Origin of the sequence: Actinokineospora cianjurensis (genome assembly GCF_003663795.1) — a bacterium.
In the GTDB taxonomy this organism is placed as follows: domain Bacteria; phylum Actinomycetota; class Actinomycetes; order Mycobacteriales; family Pseudonocardiaceae; genus Actinokineospora; species Actinokineospora terrae.
Genome location: NZ_RCDD01000002.1, coordinates 1,133,454 through 1,153,274, shown reverse-complemented (window position 1 = coordinate 1,153,274; position 19,821 = coordinate 1,133,454). Strand labels below are relative to the sequence as shown.

Sequence of the window (19,821 nt, the reverse complement as noted above, 5' to 3'; positions counted from 1 at the left end):
CTCATGGGAAAGGGTGGGGATGGGGGTTCACGTCCTGCCGCCGTAGTCGTCTGCCGAGTCGGCTGGGGATGTCATACAACCTGGGCAAACCATCCACCCTGCGGAGGTCGTGCCCGAAGGTCATCGGCAGTGTGCCGGGGATGATGACCTTTACGCAGGAGAAGTCACCCGCGCGGTGCTCGGGAGTCGTCTGGTCCACCACGATCACGTCCAGACCGGTGTTCAGGTAGCGCCGCACGAGCTCGTCCAAGTCGTCCTCGAGGTCGTCGTTGCGGAACGCGGTGGGCTGAGCCATCGCCGAGATAGGTATGGAGGGTCCCGAGCTCGCTAGGAAGTCCAAGCGGGAGAACACCTCCGGATTGGCGTAGAGCAGCGAGTGGTCTGCCATCTCCACCACGAGTCCCGGGTCCGTCGCCAAGCTCCTTGCGCGCTCACGGTCGAACCGGTGACGGCGGATGAGGTCGGCCACGATAGGGCCAAGCTCGTTCAGCGCGTTCTCGATCGCGTGCTCGGGGTCGAGGTGGGCTCCAGCGGCGCAGACCGCCTTCGGGCGTTCACCGTCGCCCACCGGGTCGACGGCCATCACCCACACACAGGGGATGCCCTGCTCCGTCGTCGTGTCGAAGGCCATCACCTCGTAGCCGGTCTCCGCCCGCAGGGCATTGGCGGTCAGCGGGATGGCCTTGTCAACGGCCGAGTCGAGATCGATTCGTGGAACAGGTAGTCGCGCATACCATGCCATCAAGAAGGCATCGCGCTCGGCGATCTCGAGCACCCCGTGCAGAATCGCCTCTGCCGCACAGCTCCCCAGCGCACATCCGTTGGACGTCTCGAAGACGAATGGGATATCGGCTTCTGGCAGCCGAGAGACGCCGTAGTAGGCATAGGTCTCTGGCACGAGGATCGAATCCTGGCGCGCGAACGAATACCCCCACACCCAGCGATAGGGCTGCGTCTCGCTGAACGGCTGGAACCGGAAGCCTGGCGCCAGGTAACGATCAGCGGGGTAGAGTCCGAGAGTCCTCGGGTTGACGGCGTTGTCGCGTACCTCGGCATAGCTCGCGCGTACCGAGGTCCGTTTGCCGCCGGGCCGAACGCCGCCATAGCGTTCCAGCGCCTCGAGGATGGCCGTCACCTGGCTGTCGCGATAGTTTCGGCTGCGCCCGAACCCGAACTCGCGTGCCTCGATCCGAAGCCCGACCGGGGCTGCGGCGATCACCACGCCGCCGTCTTGGTCCTTCGACACCGACCTGATGAGTCCGCACTCGGAGTCGACGTAGAGTCCCATCAGGGCGGGCAGCTCATCAGCCACCGAGCGAATCCGGTAGTGGTCGGGGGCGGGCTTGGGTTGCCTGGTCCGGCGGATGTGTGCGAGCACGGGGCTGTCGTCGGGTAGGTATCCGCAGTTTGGGCAAAGAGGGTCAGGAAGGAACTCGTGCCTTCGAACAACCAAGCTCGCCAAGTCGATGTCTAGATACCCGCACGCGGCTCTCGGCTCGTCCTGCTTGCTGGTCAGGCGGTCGGCTTCCCGTAGGACGAGTGACGTGGCGACGTCCGCGGCCAGCGTGGTCAGCCAGGAAGAGGACCGGGTCGCCAGCACAGTACCGTGTGCGCGGTGGACGGCCTCGACGCCGTCGTTGGTCGCGCTGATCTGCGCACGGCGACGCTCGACGCAGATGCCGCAGCCTGGTACGCCGGGTTGCTCGACTGGGCCGATGACGATCCTGCCCAGTTCGGTTCGGACGGGTAGCCACGGCCGGCCGAATCGGGCAGCGACCGCTCGAACCGAGTGGTAGGCGCTGTCATCCCAGCCGTCGGTGGCGACAACGATCATCCGGCATCCGGCATCCACCTCGGCGACTGAAGTGGCCTGATGGACGCCTGGTCGCTTGATCAGGGCGTTGGCCAGCAGTCCGTTACCGAGAATCGCTATCGGCGTTGCGTGTTCAGCGGCCATCACTCAGCACCACCCGAACCAGGTAAGGCATGATCGCGGCTACCTCTGGATCATGGTCGAGTGGCACCACCAATGGTGTATGGCCGCTTCGGTGCAAGGTCTGGATGACGGAGTCCACGGTCCTTGGTCGGTCGACCGGAAAAGGTAGCCGAGATCTGCTTGCCTGCGGTGCGGTCGGCGCGGTCGGCGGAGCGTACTCAGGTTGCTGGTTCGCTGATGCTTGGTAGCTCAATAGCGCCTCTTCCATCGCAGCGGTCACCGCGTCCAGGTAAGAGAGACCACTTCCGCTGCCAAGGTGAACACCCTTGAGAAGACATATGACTGTTGGTACCTCTAGAGAGCCGGTAATGTCGCGAACAACCACCGGGCCGATTTTCGAGAGAATTACCCGGTAGTGTTCAAGTTGCGAATTGGGTGGGATGTTCGTAATATCGAGTTCCGGTGCAGACCCAGTTTGTTCGAGCAGCGTCATCCTATGGCATTGCGAGATGAGCGCAGCGGAGATAGCGGCTTTCCAGCTGTAGGCGGCTGCCGCGCTGCCCAAGTGTGAACCCTCATCCGTGTTGGGAAACGCGCGCACTGCATCGAGCAGCATCGGTCTGGAGGTAGCTAAGTTGTAGGCCCAGACAAATCCGGCGAGGCGACCGCTTTGTAGGTCCTCGGTAATGAGATCAAGGCCCTCTGCGCGCTGTACGAGCGGTTGCTCGTTGATATCAAGCATCTGTCGAGGGTCGAATATGGTTGATCCGTAGCTCGCGAACGCACGCAAAGAGGCTTGGTACCGGGCGGCCGCGAAGTCGAGGCCCGCGCCGGTGACGTGGGAAGTGCTGCCGCCTGTCGTGGCTGAAACTTCGATCTGGCAGACGCATAGTGGCGTTTGGGCGAACTCGCGTTCAGTCGGTAGTCCGAAGACTCCGGTCCACTCTCCAGTACACGAAACTGCGTGTCGGGAGAACGCCTCTTCGTCTAGTTCGGGACTAGCGGCGAGGGTGGCGATTCGATGAGCGAACTGCGTGGCGGTGCGTGGCTGAGCGGGCAGCGTGTAAGGGTGCCGCAAGTAAGATATCGGTTCGCTTGCCAGCGTCGCCTGATCAACGCGGTTGACGCCACCACGTGCTGCTGATGGCGTGGTAATCAGTCGGAAAGCGTTGTGCACGAGCTGGGCAGCCAACACTCGTACCGCGTGGTCGTCTGGTCTGCCCTCGGGAGATGCCCGCGGGGCCTGCGCGGGTGCCCGTCTGGCGGCAAGTCTCTGCGTGACGGATGCCCACACGGCTTCGTCTGCCTTGCCTATGCAGCAGAACCAGGCTTCTCCGATTGTCGTCGCGTGGACCAACACCCCGTCGTGGTCGCAGCTGAGTTCCTCCTCGACCTTGGAGTGGTAGTCCGGTTCGCCGCCAACGACGAAGATCACGTCGTCCATCGCGGCGCTGTCCATAGGGGCGGCCTCGCGATCTTCAGTTTGGTCGACACTCCTGGTGCGCAGTCCTGATAATCGACAGGCCGCTTCCACTGCCTGAGCGAGTGGCGAGCGCCCAATAATGAGGGCAGACATGCTGCAGTACTCTGAGTACGTTCGGGCGGCGTCATCTTGAAAGTACTCGATGAACCGGACCTCCGGTTGACTGCTTTGAATCTTGAGACGCTCGATATCCCGCACGATGTCGAGGTCAAGCATTCCGGTCAGCAGTTTAACCGCTACTTCTCGCGCTCTCTTATTGATTCGGGCGGCGAGTTGATCAAGTGTATATTCGCCGTTGATGTATGGTTTGATTGTCGTTAGGAGCGCGAATATCGTATGTCCGGTAAAAGTGTACGAGCCGCTGTTTGTGAGCACGAAGGCTCCGTTTGGTGTCTCGGCGACGTAGGCGTCCGGTCGCAGAACCAGTACCACATCATCCCCAATGGGCCGTGTCTATAAGCTGATGGCTGTAGAGATCGGTGTCATAGTTCTGCTTCGTTGATCTGTGGTTGTCCGGGATCCAGATCATGTTGTCCCGTGTCGGAGGTGCCAAGTTGGCGACCATCCAGTGTGATCGCCCGGTTAAGTGCCCTATTGGCAAATTATTGGGCGAATTCGAACCCGGATCGATTCCAGCATAATCTCCCCAGAACGCTAGTGATCTCGCATGTGAGCATGCCGTCCGAATGAATTCGTGTCAAGGGTATCGCGAAACTATATGTAGCAATTGCCGGTCACGAGGGTAAGCCTGTGGCCGGTTGATAAAATGCGTGATCCGGACCTATTGCAGGCATGGGCCGCGGCAGCTGATGCAGATGAGGACAGGGTTGCTGCTATGGCGGGCGCAATCCCTGAGATGTCAAGCCGTCCATTTCCTGTTCATCCTACCCTTTTCCGAAGAGGGATCTCAAGTATGCGCCGCTGCTGTCGACTTCAATCAGGTAGTCCCGTGGAAACGCTGCAAGGCTAGCCGTACGCGCTCGAAGTTGCGTCAACACAGCGCTGCGGCAAGGCGCTGCCTCCGATATGTGGTACTTGCCATGTACGAACGAACGTAGTCAGAGCGGCTCTTGGTGCGCTAAACATCAGCTAACGAGAGCACGGAGTGCGAAGTTCTTGAGGCCCCATGGTAGGGTCGGATAGTGTGTGCGCATGGCCCGGTCCAAGGACAAGGCCAGGTTTGTCGGGCGGACCTGAGGTTGTGTCCCGGGGAGAAGATGTCGAACGACCCAGCTCGCCCTTCCGCAGGTACGGACTGCTTGGAGTGAGTGCCACGCGCGGGTGAAAAGTGGTGCGGGAACAATCTTCGATCTGCTCCCGCTCTCTGCATTCACTTCGCCTGGTCCAGATTGATTGGCAGTTCCTCGGAGACCTGCGACGACAAGGCCACTCAGCGAACTTGCGCTGGCGCGACGAGGGATCGGAACTACGTGGCGATATCGGTTCGCGTCGACTTGCGGTCAGGGGCTGGCCTGGCGGCGGGCCAGTGATGCGGCGGGACTACGTCGTATCTATACCCTCGCCGCACTTGAGGCAGTAGAGGCGGCGATGCTGGGCGGGGGCTGTCCGAGGATGGGACGAATGCCATCTATCGGGTGCTGCCCCGATCGGTGGCGCTGTGTGGACCGACACCGGTAACCGACGCGGTCCTAAGCGCCGCGCTCACCTCGGACGAATGCCTCCGACCTGAGGCTCGGGTGCGCGTCCTTATGGTTTGGCCGTTGCGGTGCAGCCTGCACAGATCGTCGAGTGGACGGGACACGCGATCTGAGTGCTGCTCTAGCCACGCACCGGTCATCGCAAGACTCGAACACCAAGCGCGCAAGCGCATTGGCCAGACCCTAAAGGGCACGGGTCGTCGTGGCGGTGGTTAGGGGGAGATCAGCTGTACGGGACCGAATCCGGCCGGACGCAGTCGGACAGGCAAGCAGCAGGCCCTGTCAGCGTTCGCGCTGGTCAGGGCCTGTTCTGTGAGGTCATGGGAGTGCCCCCGGTGCGATTCGAACGCACACTGGACGGATTTTGAGTCCGCTGCCTCTGCCGGTTGGGCTACGGGGGCGTCGGGGGGTGACTCTACGGGATGGGGTGTGGCGGGGTGGGGGGTGGGTGTCAGCGCGATCACGCGTGGTGGGGAGGGGGTGGGGGGCTACCTGGCGGTATGGTTCAGGCTCTGTCTTTCCTGGTTAAGTGGAGGAGGACCACGGTGAGCGATCTGGCTGCCGAGGCCCGGCCTGCCCCGCGGCGGGTGTTGGTGGCTGAGGACGAGGCGTTGATTCGGCTTGACCTGGTCGAGATGTTGCGGGAAGAGGGGTACGAGGTCGCCGGGGAGGCGGGGGATGGGGAGGAGGCTGTCCGGTTGGCCGGGGAGCTCCGGCCCGATCTGGTGATCCTCGACGTCAAGATGCCGCGGATGGATGGGATCGAGGCGGCGACGATGATCGCGGGGGAGCGGATCGCGCCGGTGGTGATGTTGACCGCTTTCTCGCAGCGCGAGTTGGTGGAGCGGGCGCGGGACGCGGGGGCGATGGCGTACCTGGTCAAGCCGTTCGCCAAGCACGACCTGGTGCCCGCGATCGAGCTGGCGGTGAGCCGGTTCGCCGAGGTGCAGGCGCTGGAGAACGAGGTCGCGGGGCTGACCGAGCGGCTGGAGACGCGGAAGGTCATCGAGCGGGCCAAGGGGCTGCTGATGAACAAGCAGGGCCTGTCCGAGCCCGAGGCGTTCCGCTGGATCCAGCGCACCGCCATGGACCGGCGGACCACCATGAAGGCCGTCGCCGAGGCCGTGGTCGACAACATCACGTAGCTCACGTGGTGGTGAATTGGGTGAGGGTTGAGCCGCGGGTGCCGTTGGTTCCGATGACTCTTACCTCTACCGCGTGCTCGCCCACCGCGCGGCCTGTTAGGGCTACCGGGATCGCGTAGCGGCCCGCGGGGGCTCCGGTATGGGATGACGTGGGGAGGCTGGCGGTCATTCGGCCGTCTACCCATAGCTGGAAGCCCTGTACGCCCTCCAGACTGCCGGTGTCCCATTGGGCTGCGGCGCCGTTAAGGGTCACTGTGAGGACGAGTCTTCCCTGTGCTGGTAGGGAAGGGGTTGTCAGGGGGCGGCCCGTGGAGTCGCCCAGGGTGAGCGTGGCGGTCGGCAGGGCGTTGACGGTTGGGCGTTGGCGGTTGGTGCGGGCGGGTTGGGTTGTTGTTCTGACTGACGCGATGGGGCCGGGGACCAGTTCCAGGTAGCTCTCTTGTACTAGCGCGCCCTGGCCGGCTCCGGGTGCGCGTACGACTAGAGGTGACAACGAGTCGGAGCCGTTGCCTCCCAATAGAGACTGCGGTACGTCGGCGATCACGGTTACCACTGACCCAGGCTCAGGCGGCGGTGGCGCTACCGGACGCGCGGGCAGTACTGCCGTGCCCAGTTGGATCCAGCTAGCACCCACGTCCATCCCCGGTGACACCACCATGGTCACGACAAGACGGGCCGACAGTGCTGTAGCCAGTGGACGCCGCAAGATGCCTGCCGAGGGTGCCGTTGCCGACGGGTCCAACACCTGCCGGGTAGCCAGGTTGACCGGCGTCTCCACTACCTGCGGAACCGGCGATGCCACCCCCGTGAACCCCGCCGACGCCACATGTACCCGCGCCCGACGCCCCTCAGGCCCCCGCACACCCACCAACAACCAAGCCGAACGCCACGACGGCACCACCGGCGACGACGCGATAACCCTGCCGTCCTGCGACAGCGTCACCCCGGTCGTAGTCACCCTGACCTCATACAAGTGCAACGCCCCAGCCCCGCGCGGCCCAGGAGCCTCGACGAACTCGCCCCGCTCACCCACCCGCGCGCCCGTGTCGTCCACAACGGCCCGCACCGTCCCCGGCGGCAACGACCCCACACCGTCCACGGACCCCACCCGGTCCGCCGGTCCCGGCACGAGGTCCAGCGTCAGCCGTCCACCAGGGCCCGCCGCGTCGGTCACCACCGCGACCCGGCCGAGGTCGCCGTCCGGTGTGGACTCGTCGAGAACCATGGGCGCACGCGCGCGCAGGACCGCCTCATCCGCGCCGCAACCGAGGTCGATCGGTAGTCCTACCTCGCCAACGGCGCGGGCGCCCAGATCGACGCACCCGCGGTAACCGGACAGGTGCCAGAGTGACCCGACCGTGTCCGCGCGCAGGCTCGAATCGTCCGGGAAATCGTCGAGGAGGCCGGTCAGGCCGCGCCGCCAGGAAGTATCACCCGGTCCGGGATTCCCCTTTGCCGGTGCGGGCGCCGAAACCTGGCCGAACGCGTCGACGGCGCGTACCTCGATCCGGTATTCCCGCCCGTCGACGAGCCCGTCGAGCTGCGTGTCCCTGGTGGCCACCAGTCGCGTGCCGGGTGACTGGTCCGCGCCGCTCCACCGGACCTCGTATCCCGTGGCCCTGGCCGCTTCCGCCCACGACACCACCAGCAGCCCCGGCGCCGCGCGGACCCGGAGGTCACGCGGAGTGTCCGGCGGCGCGCCGACTTCCGGTAGCACCACGTCATCGGCGGCGAAGCGGCTAACCCGTTCCGGCGACGGCATCGGCGCTGGTCCAGGCTTCGGCGGTTCGACCGGCGCCCGCAGCAACAGCACGGCAGCACCGATCGCGAGCCCGGCGGATCCCCAGGCCAGGACCCGGTTTCGCAGTCGCACGCCCCGCACCCTAGGTCCGCCGGTGACAGCGTGTGACACGTTGTTGTGAAGTTGAGACCGGGTCATGGTCGCGCTGTTCATGCCCGGATGTCCGGAGTGCGGACACCGCCCCATACTTTCGTTGCAGTCTGGTCACGAGGAGCCCAGGTGCGTGACTACGTCGCATTCGGTCACTACTTTCCGGCGCAACCCTCCAACAGGTATGAGGGCGAGGTTCGGCATGCTTACACGCATTGTCCGGACGAAAGCGGAGAAGGGACATCACGTGCGAAACCAGACGGTGAAGGCCGCGGTGCTGGTCGCTGGCGCGTTGTTGCTCGCAGCCTGTGGCACGAACAAGACCGAGTCGGGCTCCGGCGGGGGTAACAACCAGAGTTGCGACCAGAGCAAGGGCACCCTGGTCATCGGCGTCATCGCGCCGCAGTCAGGTGGCCTGTCCGCGCTCGGTCTCGGCATCCGGAACTCCGCGCAGCTCGCGGCCGCACAGGCCAACGAGAAGTGCGCTACGCCGGGCTACAAGCTCGAGGTGCAGACCGAGGACGACCAGGCGACCGCCCAGGTCGGCGCCCAGGCGGCGACCCGCCTGTCCTCCAACGCGAACGTCGTCGGCGTCGTCGGCACGCTGAACTCGTCGGTCGCGCAGAGCGTGCAGCCGATCCTCAAGGGCAAGAACATCGTCCAGGTGTCGCCCGCCAACACGAACCCCTCGCTGACCCGCGGCGCCGAGTACGGCACCGCGCCCAAGCGCCAGTTCGAGAACTACTTCCGCGTCTGCGCCACCGACGACCTGCAGGGCCCGTTCGCGGCCAAGTACCTGGTCGGCAAGGCGGGCAAGAAGTCCATCGCCATCATCACCGACGGCAAGACCTACGGCGAGGGTCTGGCCGCGGAGTTCAAGAAGCAGGCCGAGAAGGACGGCGCCAAGATCGTGGCGACCGCCAAGGTCGGCGAGAAGGACACCGACTTCAGCGGTGTCATCGGCACCATCAGCGGCTCGAAGCCGGACGCGGTCTACTACGGCGGTGAGTACCCGCAGGCCGGTCCGCTGTCCAAGCAGCTCAAGGACGCGGGCCTCAACATCCCCGTGATGGGCGGCGACGGCATCTACGACGGCAAGTACATCGAGCTCGGCGGCAAGGAGGGTGACCTGGCCACCTCGGTCGGCGCCCCCACCGACACGCTCGACACCGCCAAGGCGTTCGTGTCCGCGTACAAGGCCAAGGCGTACAAGGACGACTTCAGCGCGTACGGCGCGTTCTCCTACGACGCCACCAACGCCATCATCGGCGCGCTGTCGAAGACGCTGACCGGCGGCGGCGAGTGGTCCGAGGCCAAGCGGACCGACGTGATCAAGAACGTCCAGTCGTACTCCGCGGAGGGCGCGACCGGCGAGGTCAAGTTCGACGAGTACGGCGACAGCACCAACAAGCTGCTGACCGTCTACAAGGTCTCCGGCGGCAAGTGGGTGGCTGACGAGACCGGCACCTTCGGCGGCTGAGCCGGAACTTCTTGTCCAACCGCACGTGGCGGGGGCGGGCCCACCAGCCCGCCCCCGCCGCTCTTGGAGGTAGACGTGGCCACGCTGCTACAGCAGCTCATTAACGGCCTGGTGCTGGGTGGCTTGATCGCGCTCATCGCACTCGGCTACACGATGGTGTACGGCATCATCCAGTTGATCAACTTCGCGCACGGCGAGGTCTTCATGGTTGGCGGGTTCGCCTCGCTCGCCACGTACCGGTACTTCCTCCCGCCGAGCTGGCGCAGCGACTGGTGGCTGGCACTGCCGTTGATGGCCATCGGGGGTGCCGTGGTCGCCGTGGTCCTCGCGGTGGTCATGGAGCGCTTCGCCTACCGGCCCCTGCGCAACGCACCCCGCCTGGCACCGTTGATCACGGCGCTCGGCGTCTCGGTCATCCTCAAGGAGGTCGTCCGCCTCGGCTACCCGGGCGCGACCGCCCCCGTCCCCTTCCCCCGCGCCTTCGTCGACCACCAGTTCCGGTTCGAGTTCTTCGACGGCACCGTGAACATCGGCTCGACGGCGATCCTGATGATCGTGGTCTCCATCGTGGGCGCCATCGTCCTGCAGACCTACATCACCAAGTCCCGGATGGGCCGCGCGATGCGCGCGACCGCCCAGGACCCGGACACCGCCCGGCTGATGGGGGTCAACCCCAACCGCACGATCGTGCTCACCTTCACCATCGGTGGCGCGCTGGCGGGCATCGCGGGTGTGCTCTACGGCATCCACATCACCAACGTCGACACCGAGGTCGGCTTCCTCTACGGCATCTTCGCCTTCACCGCGGCCGTGCTCGGTGGTGTCGGCAGCATCAAGGGTGCCGTCATCGGCGGTTTCGCCATCGGCCTGATCAAGACCCTCTCCGGGCAGTACTTCCCCGGTGGGACGCAGTACGACCTGGTGTGGATCTTCGTCCTGCTGATCGTGGTGCTCGTCTTCCGGCCGCAGGGCCTGTTCGGTGAGCCGGAAAGGGTGCGCGCGTGAAAGAGTGGATCGAGTACCCGGACGGCTGGATCTGGCTCGGCCAGGTCCTGCTCGCCATCGCGGCCATCATCGCCGTCGTGTTCGTGCTGCGCCTCGGCTGGCGCGCGGCTGTCGCGTTCCTGGCCCCGCGCCCGGCGCTGGTCCGCCCACTGGGCCTGGCAGGCGGTGTCATCGCCGTCATCGGTGCCCTGCTGCCGTGGGTGACCTTCCGCCTCAACGACGGTCCCTACCCCGACAAGGCGACCCTGCAGTTCTTCGACGCCCCCTTCGCGCTGAGCGGGTTCCGCCTGCACACGCTGGTGCTCGGCGTCCTCGCCATCGTCGTGCTGTTCCTCCCGCTGCCCAGGCGCAGGGTGCTGCGCGCGCTCGGCCTCGGCGCGATCGGCATCGCGCTGGTGAACATCCTCTTCCCGGTGATCGACGGCGGCGGTCTCGGCGCGATCACCTCCGACGGCGAGACCTTCGCCTTCGGCGGCATCGCGACCCTCGTCGCGGGCCTGCTGCTGCTGTTCGCCGCCAAGACCGGTGGCGTGTTGGAACCGGTACCGCACTGGAAGGCCGCGGTCCCCAGGCTCGTCGCCTACGCGGTGCTGGTCATCTCCTTCGTCGTGCTCCTGCTCGTCGTCGCGATGATGCTCAACGCCGGTGGTCAGGGCGGTGTCGGCAACCCGTACGCTGGCCCGATCTTCCTGTCCCTGCTCGCCTTCCTGGCCGGTGTGCTCGGCACGCTACAGGCGATCGGCCTCACCACCTGGATCTCCGCGCTGTCGGACCAGCACAAGTGGTTCAGCGTCGTGGTGCTGCTGCTGGTGGCGCTCGGGTTGCCGTTCACCGAGGCGGGCACCGACTACTGGATGACGACGGCGGCCAACATCGGCGTGTACGCCGCGACCGCCATCGGCCTCAACATCGTCGTCGGCCTCGCCGGTCTGCTCGACCTGGGGTACGTGGCGTTCCTGGGCATCGGCGCGTTCGTCGCGGCGAACTTCTCAGGTGCCGCGGCCGCCGCGTTCGACATCGAGCTGCCGTTCGTGGTGGCGGCGATCATCGCCGCGGTCGTGGCGGGCATCTTCGGCGCCGTCGTCGGATCCCCGACGCTACGGGTGCGCGGTGACTACCTGGCCATCGTGACCCTTGCCTTCGGTGAGATCTTCAAGAAGGCCGCGCAGAACAACATCGGCGACCTGACCGGTGGCGCGAACGCCATCCCCAACGTGCCGCCGATCAACTGGTTCGGTCAGTCCTTCGAGAAGCCGCTGACCATCGGCTCGGTAGAGCTGCCTTCCGGCGTTCTCTACTACGTGCTGATCATCGTGCTGGTGGCTCTGGTCATGGTGGTGTTCGCGAACCTCAAGAACTCGCGCATCGGCCGTGCCTGGATCGCCATCCGCGAGGACGAGGACGCCGCGCGGGCCATGGGCATCAAGACCGGGCAGGCGAAGATCCTCGCCTTCCTGATCGGTGCGACGCTGGCGGGCCTGGCGGGCGCGGTGTTCGCGCACAAGACGTCCACAGTGGCCTACGACAGCTTCCAGTTCATCGAGTCGGTGACGCTGCTCGCCGCGGTCATCCTCGGCGGCATGGGGTCCATCCCGGGCGCCGTGCTCGGTGCCGCGCTGCTGCTGGTGCTGCCGGAGAAGCTGCGCGAGTTCTCCGACTACCGGCTCATGCTGTTCGGCCTGGCACTGGTGCTGATCATGCGGTTCCGGCCGCAGGGCCTGGTGCCCGACCGGCACCGCAGGGCCGAACTCGCCGACGAGGGCGCCGACGGGGTGCCGATCGAGGAGCTCAACGTGCACGACACCCCCGGTGACGAGAAGGCGGTGACCCGATGAGCGCGCCCCCGGTGCTCGCCGCCAACAGCGTGTCGATGGTCTTCGGTGGCCTCACCGCGCTGTCCAACGTCAGCCTGCGCCTGCAGGAGGGCCAGATCCTCGGGCTCATCGGGCCCAACGGCGCGGGTAAGACCACCTTCTTCAATTGCCTCACCGGCCTGTACTCGCCCACCACGGGCAACGTGCAGCTGCGCGGCAAGGTCCTGCCGACCGACCCGGCCGCGGTGACCGTCGCCGGTGTCGCCCGCACCTTCCAGAACATCCGGCTGTTCCCCAGCATGACCTCGCTGGAGAACGTCCTGGTGGGGCGGCACGCGCGGATGAAGCAGGGCCCGCTGGCCTCGCTGTTCCACGGCCCCGCCTACCAGAAGGGCGAGCGGGACGCGCGAGACCGCGCGCTCGAGCTGCTGGAGTTCGTCGGGCTCGGCAAGGCGCACGACGAACTGGCCCGCAACCTGCCCTACGGCGACCAGCGCAGGCTCGAGATCGCCCGCGCGCTGGCCACCGACCCGAAGGTGCTGCTGCTCGACGAGCCCACCGCGGGCATGAACCCGCAGGAGACCGAGGCGACGAGGCAGCTGATCTTCGCGATCCGCGAGACCGGCGTTGCCGTGGTCGTCATCGAGCACGACACGAAGTTCATCTTCTCGTTGTGCGACCACGTCTCCGTGCTCGTGCAGGGCCAGCTGCTGGTCGAGGGCACGCCGGACGTGGTGCGCGCCGACCCCAGGGTCATCGAGGCGTACCTGGGCAAGCCGCCGGACGAGGTCGAGGCCGAGGTGCGCCAGTACGCCGACGAGGTCGCGCACGGTGGGCCAGAAGCGACCCAGGTCATCCAGCCGGTCCGCGACCAGGACGGCCACGAGGGAGGCAAGCGGTGACCGCACTGCTGGAGGTGCAGAACCTCAGCGTCGCCTACGGCGCCATCGAGGCCGTCCGGGACGTGTCGTTCGCCGTCGGCGAGGGCCAGATCGTCAGCCTCATCGGCAGCAACGGCGCGGGCAAGACCACGACGCTGCGCACCATCTCGGGTCTGCTGCGGCCCAAGTCCGGCACCATCCTGCTGGAGGGCAAGCCGATCGCGGACCTCGCCGCGCACACCATCCTGGAACGCGGCGTCGCGCACTGCCCCGAGGGCCGCAGGCTCTTCGGCCGGATGACGGTCGAGGAGAACCTGCAACTCGGCGCCTACGTCCGCAAGGACTCCGGCGTCGCCGCGGACATGCAGCGGGTGTACGACCTGTTCCCGGTGCTCGGCCAGCGCCGAACCCTCAAGGCGGGCCTGTTCTCCGGCGGCGAGCAGCAGATGCTCGCCATCGGCCGCGCCATGATGTCGCGCCCCCGCCTGCTCATGCTCGACGAGCCCTCCATGGGCCTCTCGCCGATCATGACCCAGCGGATCTTCGACACCATCAAGGAACTGCAGGCCGCGGGCACCACCATCCTGCTGGTCGAGCAGAACGCCCTGGCGGCGTTGGCCCTGTCCGACCGGGGGTACGTGGTCGACCTCGGGCGCACGACGCTGGAAGGTCCGGGGCACGAGCTCCTGGCCGACGAGCGGGTGCGGGCGGCTTATCTGGGCGAGGACTGACGTTCTTCTGGGATTGGGCCGCATCCGGGGTTCCCGGGCGCGGCCCTTTCCTTTGTGGACAGTTGTGGTGACGGGGCTGGTTGCCGGGTTTTGGGCGGCTTTGTTTGCTGGTCGCTGATGTGGGTTACCTGCTGGGGCTCGACGTGGCGATCCTTGGCGCGACATTCACCCGGCTCAGCGACAGAAGTTGTCCACATGTGGATCTTCGGCGCCCTGTTTCAAGATCGCCTGTCGGTGGGTGCCGATAGACTGGCACTGGGACGCCCCCCGGAGTGGGTGGGGGCTGGGCGGGGGTCCTCGCGGGCGCGCGAGGCGGCGATTTCGGGGAGCCGTGTCTGGGTACCGGTCGCTTGGCGGGGGTCGGGGCTGGCCGGGTGGGGCGGGGATCGCGGGGCGGCAGGCTGGGGCAGGGGGCGCTGTGCTGTCGTGCGGGAGTGCTGGTGTTGGGCGAGAGCTGCGCCGTCGGGCGGGAGCGGTGACCTTGGGCTGGAACGGTGCAGTCGGGCGAGCGCGGGGCTGTCGTGCAGGAGCGGGGCTGTCGCGCGGGAGTGGAGATGTCGAGCAGGAGCGGCGATGTCGGGCGAGGGCGGTGCAGCCGGGCGGGAGCGGGGCTGTCGAGCCGGAGCGGGGCAGCCGGGCGGGAGTGGCGCCGTCGGACGAGAGTGGGGCTGTCGGGCGGCAGTGGCGAGCCGGTGATCTTGGGCTGGAGTGGCGCCGTCGCGGAGTCGATCGCCTGGATGCGGGCAGCGAGGGTTCGCCGCGTCGTCGCCCTGTCGCCCTGTCGTCGTGCGGAGGCGGCGCTGTCGGGCGGGAGTGCTGATGTCGAGCCGGAGCGGCGCTGTCGAGCCGGAGCAGTGCTGTTGGGCAGGAGCGGGGCAGCCGGGCTGGAGCGGGGCAGCCGGGCTGGAGCGGGGCAGCCGGGCTGGAGCGAGGCCGTCGGGCTGGAGCGAGGCCGTCGGATGGGAGCGGCGATGTCGGGCGAGGGCAGTGCAGTCGGGCGAGAGTGGTGCAGTCGGGCGAGAGTGGTGCAGTCGGGCGAGAGTGGTGCAGTCGGGCGAGAGTGGTGCAGTCGGGCGAGAGTGGTGCAGTCGGGCGAGAGTGGTGCAGTCGGGCGAGAGTGGTGCAGTCGGGCGAGAGTGGTGCAGTCGGGCGAGAGTGGTGCTGTCGAGCCGGAGCGGTGCTGTTGGGCAGGAGCCGGTGCTGTTGGGCAGGAGCGACGCTGTCCTGCGGGAGCAGCGCCGTCGGGCGGGAGTGCCGATGTCAGGCGGAAGCGGCGATGTCGGGCGGGAGCCGGGTGGCCTGGGGCTGGAAGCGTTCCAGGAGCACCGCCGGGCGGCACGACGGGCGTCGGGCCTACGCGGGTGGGGTCTCGCCGGGGGCCTTGGTGATGGTGACGCAGGTCAGGCGGGCGGTGCAGGTTCGGCGGTCGTGGTCGTCGGTGATGGTGATCTCGAAGGTCGAGGTCGTCCTGCCGACGTGCAGGGGGACGCAGACCGCGGTGACCAGGCCGGAGCGGACGGCGCGGTGGTGGGTGCAGGACAGTTCCAAGCCGACCGCGAGCTTGCCTTCGGGGGCGTTGAGCACCGCGGCGATCGAGCCGAGGGTCTCGGCGAGGACGGCGTTCGCGCCGCCGTGCAGCAGGCCGTAGGGCTGGAGGTTGCCCGCCACCGGCATGGTGCCCACCAGCCGCGTGGGGGTCCAGTCGGTGATGTCGATGCCGAGCTTGTCCGGCAGGAACTGGTCGGCCACCTCCGGGCGCGCCCCGGGCAGCTTGTCGCGGTCGATCCCGCTCATGGGTCCTCCGAAGGGTGTCGGTGCCCCACCCTAGACTCGGACCGTGCCTGCGAAGACTGAGACCCGTACCACCCCCCGGCTGCTGCTCATCGACGGCCACTCGATGGCGTACCGGGCGTTCTTCGCGCTGCCCAAGGAGAACTTCCAGACCGGCACCGGCCAGCACACCAACGCCGTCTACGGCTTCACCTCGATGCTGATCAACCTGCTGCGCGACGAGGCGCCCACCCACCTCGCGGTGTGCTTCGACGTCTCGCGCAAGACCTTCCGCACCGACCACTTCGCCGAGTACAAGGCGAACCGCAGCGCCAGCCCGGACGAGTTCAAGGGCCAGGTCAGCCTGATCGAGGATGTCCTGGGCACGCTGAACATCCCGAAGCTGGCCAAGGACAACTACGAGGCCGACGACCTCATCGCCACCCTGACCACGCAGGCCACCGCCGCCGGGTTCCAGGTCGCGATCTGCACCGGCGACCGCGACGCGCTGCAGCTGGTCACCGACGACGTCACCGTGCTCTACCCGGTCAAGGGCGTCTCCGAGCTGGCCCGCTACACCCCGGAGTTGGTGCAGCAGAAGTACGGCCTGACCCCGGCGCAGTACCCGGACTTCGCGGCGCTGCGCGGCGACCCCAGCGACAACCTGCCCAACATCAAGGGCGTCGGCGAGAAGACCATCACCAAGTGGATCCAGCAGTTCGGCTCCCTCGGTGAGCTGGTCGACCGGGTGGACGAGGTCAAGGGCAAGGCGGGCGAGGCGCTGCGCGCGAACCTGGCCGCGGTGCTGCTCAACCGCCAGCTGACCGAGCTGGTCCGCGACGTCGAGCTCGAGATCGGGCCGGACGACCTCGAGGTGCGCGACTGGGACCGCGACGCGGTGCACCGGCTCTTCGACGAGCTCGAGTTCCGGGTGCTGCGCGACCGGCTGTTCGCGACCCTGTCCACCGCCGAACCCGAGGCCGAGGAGGGCTTCGAGGTCAGCGGCGGCGCCGTCGCGGCGGGGGAGCTGCCCGGCTGGCTCGCCGCGAACGCCCCCAGGGGCACCCGGATCGGACTGTCCTTCCGGGAGGTCGCGACCGGCGTGTCCGGGCAGGCCGTGGAGCTCAAGTCGGTCGCGCTGGCCACGGCGGGGGGCGAGGGCGTCTACGTCGACGTCACCACCCTCACCGAGGACGACGAGAAGGCGTTCAGCGACTGGCTGGCCGACCCGCAGGCGCCCAAGCTCGCCCACGACGTCAAGCGCTCCCTGCACGCCATCCGCCACCGCGGCTGGGAACTCGCGGGCCTGGCCACCGACACCGCGCTCGCCGCGTACCTGGTGCGCCCCGGCCAGCGCACCTTCAACCTCGACGACCTGGTCTTGCGCTACCTGCAGCGCGAGCTGCGGGTCGAGGACGGCGACGGCGAGCAGCAGCTGTCCCTGCTCGACGACGAGGGCGACGACGACCGCAAGCTGGCCGCCGGGGAGATCCTGCGCGCCCGTGCGATCGCCGAGTTGGCCGACGCGCTCGACACCGCGCTCGCCGAGACCGGGCAGGCGCCGCTGCTGGCCGACATGGAGCTGCCGCTGCTGCGGGTGCTGGCCGAGCTGGAGGCGGTCGGCATCGCCGTCGACGGCGAGCGGCTGTCCATCCTGGAGTCGGAGTTCGCCGCCAGGGTGCGCGACGCCGAGCGGGCCGCGTTCGACGTGATCGGCAAGGAGATCAACCTCGGCTCGCCCAAGCAGTTGCAGGTCGTGCTGTTCGACGAGCTGCAGATGCCCAAGACCAAGCGCACCAAGACCGGCTACACCACCGACGCCGAGGCGCTGACCACGCTCTACGAGCAGACCGAGCACCCGTTCCTGGCGCACATGCTCGAGCACCGGGACGCCACCAGGCTGCGGGTCACCGTCGAGGGCCTGATCAAGTCGGTGTCCGAGGACAGCCGCATCCACACCACGTTCAACCAGACCATCGCCGCCACCGGCCGGTTGTCCTCCACCGAGCCCAACCTGCAGAACATCCCGATCCGCACCGAGGCCGGGCGCACCATCCGCGAGGCGTTCGTGGTCGGCGCTGGCTCCGCGGAGCTGCTCACCGCCGACTACAGCCAGATCGAGATGCGGATCATGGCGCACCTGTCGGAGGACGCGGCGCTGATCGAGGCGTTCAACTCCGGCTTCGACTTCCACGCCGCCACCGCCGCGCGCGTGTTCACCGTCGAGCCGACCGCGGTGTCGCAGGAGCAGCGCGCCAAGATCAAGGCGATGAACTACGGCCTGGCCTACGGCCTGTCCGCCTACGGCCTGTCCCAGCAGCTGCGGATCTCCACCGAGGAGGCCCGCGGCCTGATGGACGACTACTTCCAGGGCTTCGGCGGGGTCCGCGACTACCTGCACGAGGTGGTGGCGCGGGCGCGCAAGGAGGGCTACACCGAGACCCTGTTCGGCCGCCGCCGCTACCTGCCCGACCTCACCAGCGACAACCGGCAGCGCCGCGAGATGGCCGAGCGGATGGCGCTCAACGCCCCCATCCAGGGCAGCGCGGCCGACATCATCAAGGTCGCCATGCTCAACGTGCACCGCGAACTGGTCGCCGCCGGTCTGCGCACCAGGATGTTGCTGCAGGTCCACGACGAACTGGTGCTCGAGGTGGCCGACGGCGAGCGCGAGCAGGCCGAGGCGCTGGTCCGCGCGCAGATGGCGGCCGCGTTCTCGATGCGCGTCCCGCTCGACGTGTCGGTCGGGTTCGGCCAGTCCTGGAACGAGGCCGCGCACTAGTCGAAGATCCTCCCCGGAGCAGGGGAGGGGATCGTGCGGAGCGAACCGCTCGGTGGGTCCGCGGCGACGGCGGCGGTGCGCCGCGCGGTGCTGCGGTCGGTGGCGGGTCTGGTGGTCGGGGCGGCGCTGTTCGTCGCCGGTGGGCTGCTGGGCTCCGCGATCGACGGCAGGCGGGCCGACCTGCTCGCCGACGGGGTACGCGTGTCCGGTGTGGTTGTCGGCGTGGTGGAACGCGGCCGCTTGGCGTCCGGGTCGGTCGAGGTCCGGTTCGCGGTGGACGGTCAGGACCGGGTGCGTTCGCTGGCTCTTGTCGTGCCGGACGCGCTGCCGCGTGTCGGCGACCTGATCACCCTGTTCTACGACGCGGCGGAGCCGGAGCAGGTGGCGTCGGCGCAGGCGGGTACCGAACCGCCGTTGGTACTAGCGGCCGCCCACCTTGGTGCGTTCGTCGCCGCGGTAGGTCTAACGGCTGCGGGCGCAGTCCTCACCGGCAGGTGGTCCCGCCGGTTGTTCGCGGTCCGCCGCCACGGTTGGCGCTCCGGCACCGCTACCGCCGACTCCGGCGCGCTGCGGGTCAACCTGGACGTCGCGGGCGTGGTCGTCGTCGAGGCGCACCGCGCCCCCGCCCGCACTGGCCGCGTCCTGCTCGGCGGCACCACCGGGGCCGCGGTCCTCGTCTTCGCCGACGGCCGGGTGGTCTCGGGACGAGAGCTTCCTGGGCGGGTGCCGGACTGAGATCATGGCGTTCACCAGGGGGAGGTGACCGGGCTCGTGAGTCGGGTCGAGGGGTTCCGCGGCGCGCTGGTGTCCCTGCTGGCCGCCGTCGTGACCGACGTCCACCACAGCACGCGGACCGGGGACTGGATGAAGGTCCGCTTCGCCATCCCCGGCGACAAACGCGAGCACAACCTGCCCCTCGCTCTCCGCGATCATCCCGATGCTCGGCAGCCTCGCCCTGGTCGTCCTGGCGGGCCTGCTCGCGGTCAACGGCATCCGGGACGCGGTGGCGGCGCGACGGGTGAACCGGCCCGGTAGGCGCCGCGCGCGGGCCCCGAACGGCGACGGCAGGCACAGCCGCTGACCGTCCCCTTGAGTCACGGTGCTCGGCTCGCCGTGTCCCCGAGCGATCGCCGACGCCGGGCCGCACTCGGTGTGCCCGGTGATCCAGCACCTCTGGCCGTCCGCGACGACCGGGAATCCGGGCGTCGGGTGGGTTAGCTTTACCGGAGGACCCCCTCCGGTCCC

Annotated in this window: 13 protein-coding genes and 1 tRNA gene; 9 read left to right on the top strand and 5 right to left on the bottom strand. The window is 67.7% G+C overall.

Annotation, left to right across the window (positions count from 1 at the left end):
* Nucleotide 1 precedes the first annotated feature (1 nt).
* From CLV68_RS19620 to CLV68_RS19615, 3 genes are all read right to left on the bottom strand, one after another.
* The gene (locus tag CLV68_RS19620) at nt 2-1,957 is read right to left on the bottom strand and encodes a TOMM precursor leader peptide-binding protein (protein ID WP_121392239.1); all 1,956 of its coding nucleotides are present in this window, start codon (nt 1,955-1,957) and stop codon (nt 2-4) included.
* The gene (locus CLV68_RS33440) at nt 1,947-3,851 is read right to left on the bottom strand and encodes a YcaO-like family protein (protein ID WP_147460070.1); all 1,905 of its coding nucleotides are present in this window, start codon (nt 3,849-3,851) and stop codon (nt 1,947-1,949) included. The genes CLV68_RS19620 and CLV68_RS33440 overlap by 11 nt, the downstream gene beginning before the upstream one ends.
* Before the next feature lie 1,553 nt (nt 3,852-5,404).
* Nucleotides 5,405-5,478: transfer RNA gene (locus tag CLV68_RS19615), tRNA-Leu, on the bottom strand.
* A gap of 144 nt (nt 5,479-5,622) precedes the next feature.
* Between CLV68_RS19615 and CLV68_RS19610 the strand changes: the two genes are divergently transcribed.
* Entirely contained in the window at nt 5,623-6,222 is a 600-nt protein-coding gene (locus CLV68_RS19610) for an ANTAR domain-containing response regulator (protein WP_177215666.1), read from the top strand.
* Nucleotide 6,223: 1 nt separating this feature from the next.
* On the opposite strand, the gene CLV68_RS33435 is transcribed toward CLV68_RS19610, so the two are convergent.
* Nucleotides 6,224-8,095, bottom strand: a complete 1,872-nt coding sequence (locus CLV68_RS33435) for a fibronectin type III domain-containing protein (RefSeq protein ID WP_170224450.1) — start codon at nt 8,093-8,095, stop codon at nt 6,224-6,226.
* A gap of 265 nt (nt 8,096-8,360) precedes the next feature.
* Here CLV68_RS33435 and CLV68_RS19600 point away from each other — a divergent pair, with 265 nt between their 5' ends.
* The 5 genes from CLV68_RS19600 (at nt 8,361) to CLV68_RS19580 (ending at nt 14,024) form a co-directional block, all read left to right on the top strand.
* Entirely contained in the window at nt 8,361-9,593 is a 1,233-nt protein-coding gene (locus tag CLV68_RS19600; RefSeq protein ID WP_121392237.1) for a branched-chain amino acid ABC transporter substrate-binding protein, read from the top strand.
* Between the two features lie 75 nt (nt 9,594-9,668).
* Nucleotides 9,669-10,598: a branched-chain amino acid ABC transporter permease gene (locus tag CLV68_RS19595; RefSeq protein WP_121392236.1), complete on the top strand. Its 930-nt coding sequence runs from the start codon at nt 9,669-9,671 to the stop codon at nt 10,596-10,598.
* Entirely contained in the window at nt 10,595-12,433 is a 1,839-nt protein-coding gene (locus CLV68_RS19590) for a branched-chain amino acid ABC transporter permease (RefSeq protein WP_121392235.1), read from the top strand. Before CLV68_RS19595 ends, CLV68_RS19590 begins: the two co-directional genes overlap by 4 nt.
* Nucleotides 12,430-13,314, top strand: coding sequence for an ABC transporter ATP-binding protein (locus tag CLV68_RS19585; RefSeq protein WP_121392234.1), 885 nt, complete (start codon nt 12,430-12,432; stop codon nt 13,312-13,314). Before CLV68_RS19590 ends, CLV68_RS19585 begins: the two co-directional genes overlap by 4 nt.
* On the top strand, nt 13,311-14,024 hold the full coding sequence (locus CLV68_RS19580) for an ABC transporter ATP-binding protein (RefSeq protein ID WP_092780781.1): 714 nt from the start codon (nt 13,311-13,313) through the stop codon (nt 14,022-14,024). The genes CLV68_RS19585 and CLV68_RS19580 overlap by 4 nt, the downstream gene beginning before the upstream one ends.
* A gap of 1,353 nt (nt 14,025-15,377) precedes the next feature.
* Here CLV68_RS19580 and CLV68_RS19575 read toward each other — a convergent pair.
* The gene (locus CLV68_RS19575) at nt 15,378-15,818 is read right to left on the bottom strand and encodes a hotdog fold thioesterase (RefSeq protein WP_092780778.1); all 441 of its coding nucleotides are present in this window, start codon (nt 15,816-15,818) and stop codon (nt 15,378-15,380) included.
* A gap of 43 nt (nt 15,819-15,861) precedes the next feature.
* Between CLV68_RS19575 and polA the strand changes: the two genes are divergently transcribed.
* The 3 genes from polA (at nt 15,862) to CLV68_RS34050 (ending at nt 19,657) form a co-directional block, all read left to right on the top strand.
* Complete coding sequence (gene polA, locus CLV68_RS19570; protein WP_211346647.1) at nt 15,862-18,576, top strand: DNA polymerase I; 2,715 nt, start codon at nt 15,862-15,864, stop codon at nt 18,574-18,576.
* A gap of 33 nt (nt 18,577-18,609) precedes the next feature.
* Complete coding sequence (locus CLV68_RS19565) at nt 18,610-19,311, top strand: DUF3592 domain-containing protein (RefSeq protein ID WP_121392233.1); 702 nt, start codon at nt 18,610-18,612, stop codon at nt 19,309-19,311.
* Between the two features lie 202 nt (nt 19,312-19,513).
* Nucleotides 19,514-19,657: a hypothetical protein gene (locus tag CLV68_RS34050; RefSeq protein ID WP_170224449.1), complete on the top strand. Its 144-nt coding sequence runs from the start codon at nt 19,514-19,516 to the stop codon at nt 19,655-19,657.
* The last annotated feature ends 164 nt before the right edge of the window (nt 19,658-19,821 follow it).